The organism is Corynebacterium sp. HMSC069E04, assembly GCF_001813175.1.
In the GTDB taxonomy this organism is placed as follows: domain Bacteria; phylum Actinomycetota; class Actinomycetes; order Mycobacteriales; family Mycobacteriaceae; genus Corynebacterium; species Corynebacterium aurimucosum.
The window spans coordinates 1-3,292 of sequence record NZ_KV811656.1 but is presented as its reverse complement, the minus strand read 5'-3'; the positions used below and the strand labels follow the sequence as shown (position 1 = coordinate 3,292).

The 3,292-nt window shown below is 47.7% G+C and carries 3 protein-coding genes; all 3 read left to right on the top strand.

Annotated features, from left to right (window positions below; genetic code table 11):
- Window positions 1-585: IS3 family transposase (locus HMPREF2896_RS12355; RefSeq protein WP_141754762.1), on the top strand; the 585-nt coding region annotated here is incomplete at its 5' end.
- Between the two features lie 386 nt (window positions 586-971).
- Window positions 972-1,445: a hypothetical protein gene (locus HMPREF2896_RS04380; protein WP_141754761.1), complete on the top strand. Its 474-nt coding sequence runs from the start codon at window positions 972-974 to the stop codon at window positions 1,443-1,445.
- Complete coding sequence (locus tag HMPREF2896_RS12350; RefSeq protein WP_083311447.1) at window positions 1,442-2,908, top strand: reverse transcriptase domain-containing protein; 1,467 nt, start codon at window positions 1,442-1,444, stop codon at window positions 2,906-2,908. The genes HMPREF2896_RS04380 and HMPREF2896_RS12350 overlap by 4 nt, the downstream gene beginning before the upstream one ends.
- Window positions 2,909-3,292 lie beyond the last annotated feature (384 nt).

Below are 3,292 nucleotides of genomic sequence, written 5' to 3'. Positions count from 1 at the left end.
CGATGTGTCACTACCAGGCGCAAGCCTGGATGTCGAGTCATGCCAGATCTAGTAGGCCGTAAATTCACCGCTGACAGGCCGAACCATGTTTACGTAGGCGATATTACGTACCTGCCGTGTAAGGGCGGCAAGAACATGTACCTTGCCACGGTCGTCGACGTCTACTCACGCAAGCCCGTTGGCCATGCGCTCGCCGATCACATGCGGGTATCACTGGTTATCGAAGCTTTGTCTCATGCCAGGAAAGTCCGTGGAAGTCTTAAAGGGGCAATTTTCCATTCTGATCATGGCAGTGTGTACACCTCACAGGCGTTTCAAGACCACTGCGCCCAGCTTGGCGTTCGCCAATCCATGGGCGCGGTGGGAACGAGTGCTGATAATGCCTTGGCAGAGTCATTTAACGCCACCTTAAAGCGTGAAGTCCTGCGTGATCGGAAAGTCTTTGACAGCCCAATCAGCTGTCGCCAAGAAGTCTTTCGATGGTGCATGCGCTACAACACCCGCAGGCGGCACTCCTGGTGCAACCTTCTAGCCCCCGATGACTTCGAAGCACTCACATCAGCTACACTCACTCAAGCAGCATAGCTAACCCCCGACGTGTCTACTTTCCGGGGGTCAGGCCCGACTCACAATGAACATCCTCTCCTACGGACACAAGATCCGTACAAATAGGGTGGCCACTAAACGAGGGCAACCTCAAAAATTTCTACTGTCGTGCAATTTATGAAACTACCTTCTATCGGCACAGAGCCCAGCGTGTTAAAATATAATTCGCCCAGTAGCTAGGAGGACTCACTCCTTTGTAGTTTTGTCAGGAGCCGGCTCAGGCTTTTCTGGCACTCGTACAGTGTGCGGAAAGCATATTTGTGCGGAATGTGTATTCATGATAGATGCAGATTTCACATGCTTTGAGAGCTTGTGGACTCCGCTTATTAGGTGAGCGGAGCGCTGCTGGGCCTATAATCTACGGCATGAAGATTAGCTCACCTCGCCAAGCTGCTGAGGTTTACGAAAAGAGAAGCGAAAAAACTTACTTGAGTCGGCTAGAGCTTTATCGGGATCTCCGTAGAGAACGTAGGTGTTTCAGAACTTTATTAGTGGTTTTGGATTTTCTGGCGATAATTTTATTGGTGGCTCCTGTTGTTTCTGCTTGGCCATTTGCATTAAAGAGTGACCCAGAATTGTATGCCACAGTTGCTGTAGCGGTATCAGTAGCGCAACTTTGCCTTGGTCAACTAGTGAACTTTATTAATTTGGATGTGCGAATTGAGCTCGCTAAGAAGGCATATGTAGAGATTCAGCATCTTTCTCAAAACTTTGAGCTGATAAAAGATAAGCCAGGACTGACAATGGACGAAGTGAAAAAACTAGTAAGCGATTATCAGGTTTTAATCTCCACCACGGAGAACCATCTCCCGAAGCACTACCGAAAGATTGCCAAATGACTCAATGGAACCGATTTATAGATTCCGAAGTAAAGGCGTTAGTGCGAAACAAGCGAACCGTTCGTAGTCCTGGCGCGGATGGCGAATCGCTCTCCCTATATCTTGAAGGTCCAGGTATGAGATTCGCGAAAGGGGAATCGAAACACCTTGAGCGCTTAAAAAGAGACCTGAATTCTGGGAAGTATAGACCTCGCCCGGTGTTCGAAAAGGTGCTCCCAAAGAAGGATGGGGACCTGAGACGAGTATACTCTCTGACCTCGCGGGACTATTTAGTATCAAGAGCTGTAAGCAGGGGCCTAAGCAACATGGAACCGATGTTTCATCCAGCGTCTCCGCGTGACTCCGTTCTGGAGTTGGTTAGTTACTTGCAACCCGAAGCTAGGCGACCTCCGCAGTTTGGAGCAGTTATACGTCTTGATGTCAAGGGCTATTTTGACGAGATTCCAGAGTCTAGAGTGTCGGCGCAGTTTGAACCTCTAGGACCCTGTGAGGAGTGCGTTTCGCTCGAGGAAGCAATGAGACGCTTGAGCGACGCGAAAGTATGGAATGAAGGTATAAAGGTGAAAGAACGTGCTTCCGTTTTTGCGCCTCAAGGGTTTCCGCATTCCGCTGCCATCGCTCAGTGGTACATCGACAGCTTTTTGAAGCAGTGGGCGGACATGATGCAGACGTGGTTTGGGCTGGAATTGCGCGTATTTCGTTTTGTCGATGACATTTTAATTTTGTTTCCGGGGACAATTCGACGCTTGAAAATTGAGTTATGTTACTGGAGCTTGGTGTGTCTGTTCAAATGTAAAGGGCTTAATTTACATTCCCGTGACTCAAGTGGAAAGACACTTGTAACGATGCTTGATTCTGATCAGCTTTTGGATTTTCGATTTTTAGGCTTGTCGTTACGAAGTACTCCTGAAAAGAGTTTGCAGGTCAGTTTGCCGGAGCCTGTGGTCAAAGCTAGGAAAACTTTTATATGGCGACAGTTTAATAGATTTTTTGGCCCCGATGTACACCCGCGAATCTCGAAACTATGTTTTGATGAACGAGTAAATCTGTTGAAATATAAAATACTCAGGGATTCAGCGGGATGTCGTTACAAGGGCAAGGGGCATGGTTTTGTTAATTACTGGGCGATTTCCCAAGACGCCTCCAGTTTTGTGCTGTTAGATAATTTCGTAAATAAATGCTGCAGGTCTTTTAAGGTGATGAGTAATGGTCGGCCACTTATAGAGTCCCAGTATTATTTAAGTTTTAAAAAAATTAAATCTAAAGGATTCCGTGAATCGGTGATGTTTAATTACGATACGATAGATCGGAAAAGGCGTATTAGCATTTTGGTTAATCAGTTCGGATTTTCTTCGAGCTACCTGCGAGGTCTAAAATCTGGCCATCTTAATAACGTCTGGCACTCTACTTTGCGGGGCGATTTGGTTGGAATACCAGTCGGCGGTTATGGCTATCAGTCTTAGTGCGATAATGGTGTTGAACTGTTTTGATTCTTGATATAAGAAGTTGACATGTTTCACTCTACATAGAATGGTAGGGTGATTTTTGTGCAGTGCTCTTGATTGACACTAGTGACGCGGCCGGTAAATCGGAGCTTTCCGTGTAAACAGGGCTAGGCGCACGGCTATGGAAACTGCGAGGTCTGTCGTGCTGCTAAGGGATAGATCCAGGGAAGTCATGTCGATGCCAAGCTCGGTGCCGCATGGCGGCGTTATAAACTCGGCGTCTTGCGGTACGCGGCTCAGTAGGAAATCTTAAAAGGTCGCTGTACCAGAAGTGACCCGGGATGTAAGCTGTGAAGTGCCCTTGGTGCTTTCGGGGCTCTTCCGGTTTCGGGGTGCGTAGCG

Coding starts and splice junctions, on each gene's coding strand:
- HMPREF2896_RS04380 (WP_141754761.1), top strand. CDS start 972: ATGAAGATTAGCTCACCTCGCCAAGCTGCTGAGGTTTACGAAAAGAGA.
- HMPREF2896_RS12350 (WP_083311447.1), top strand. CDS start 1,442: ATGACTCAATGGAACCGATTTATAGATTCCGAAGTAAAGGCGTTAGTG.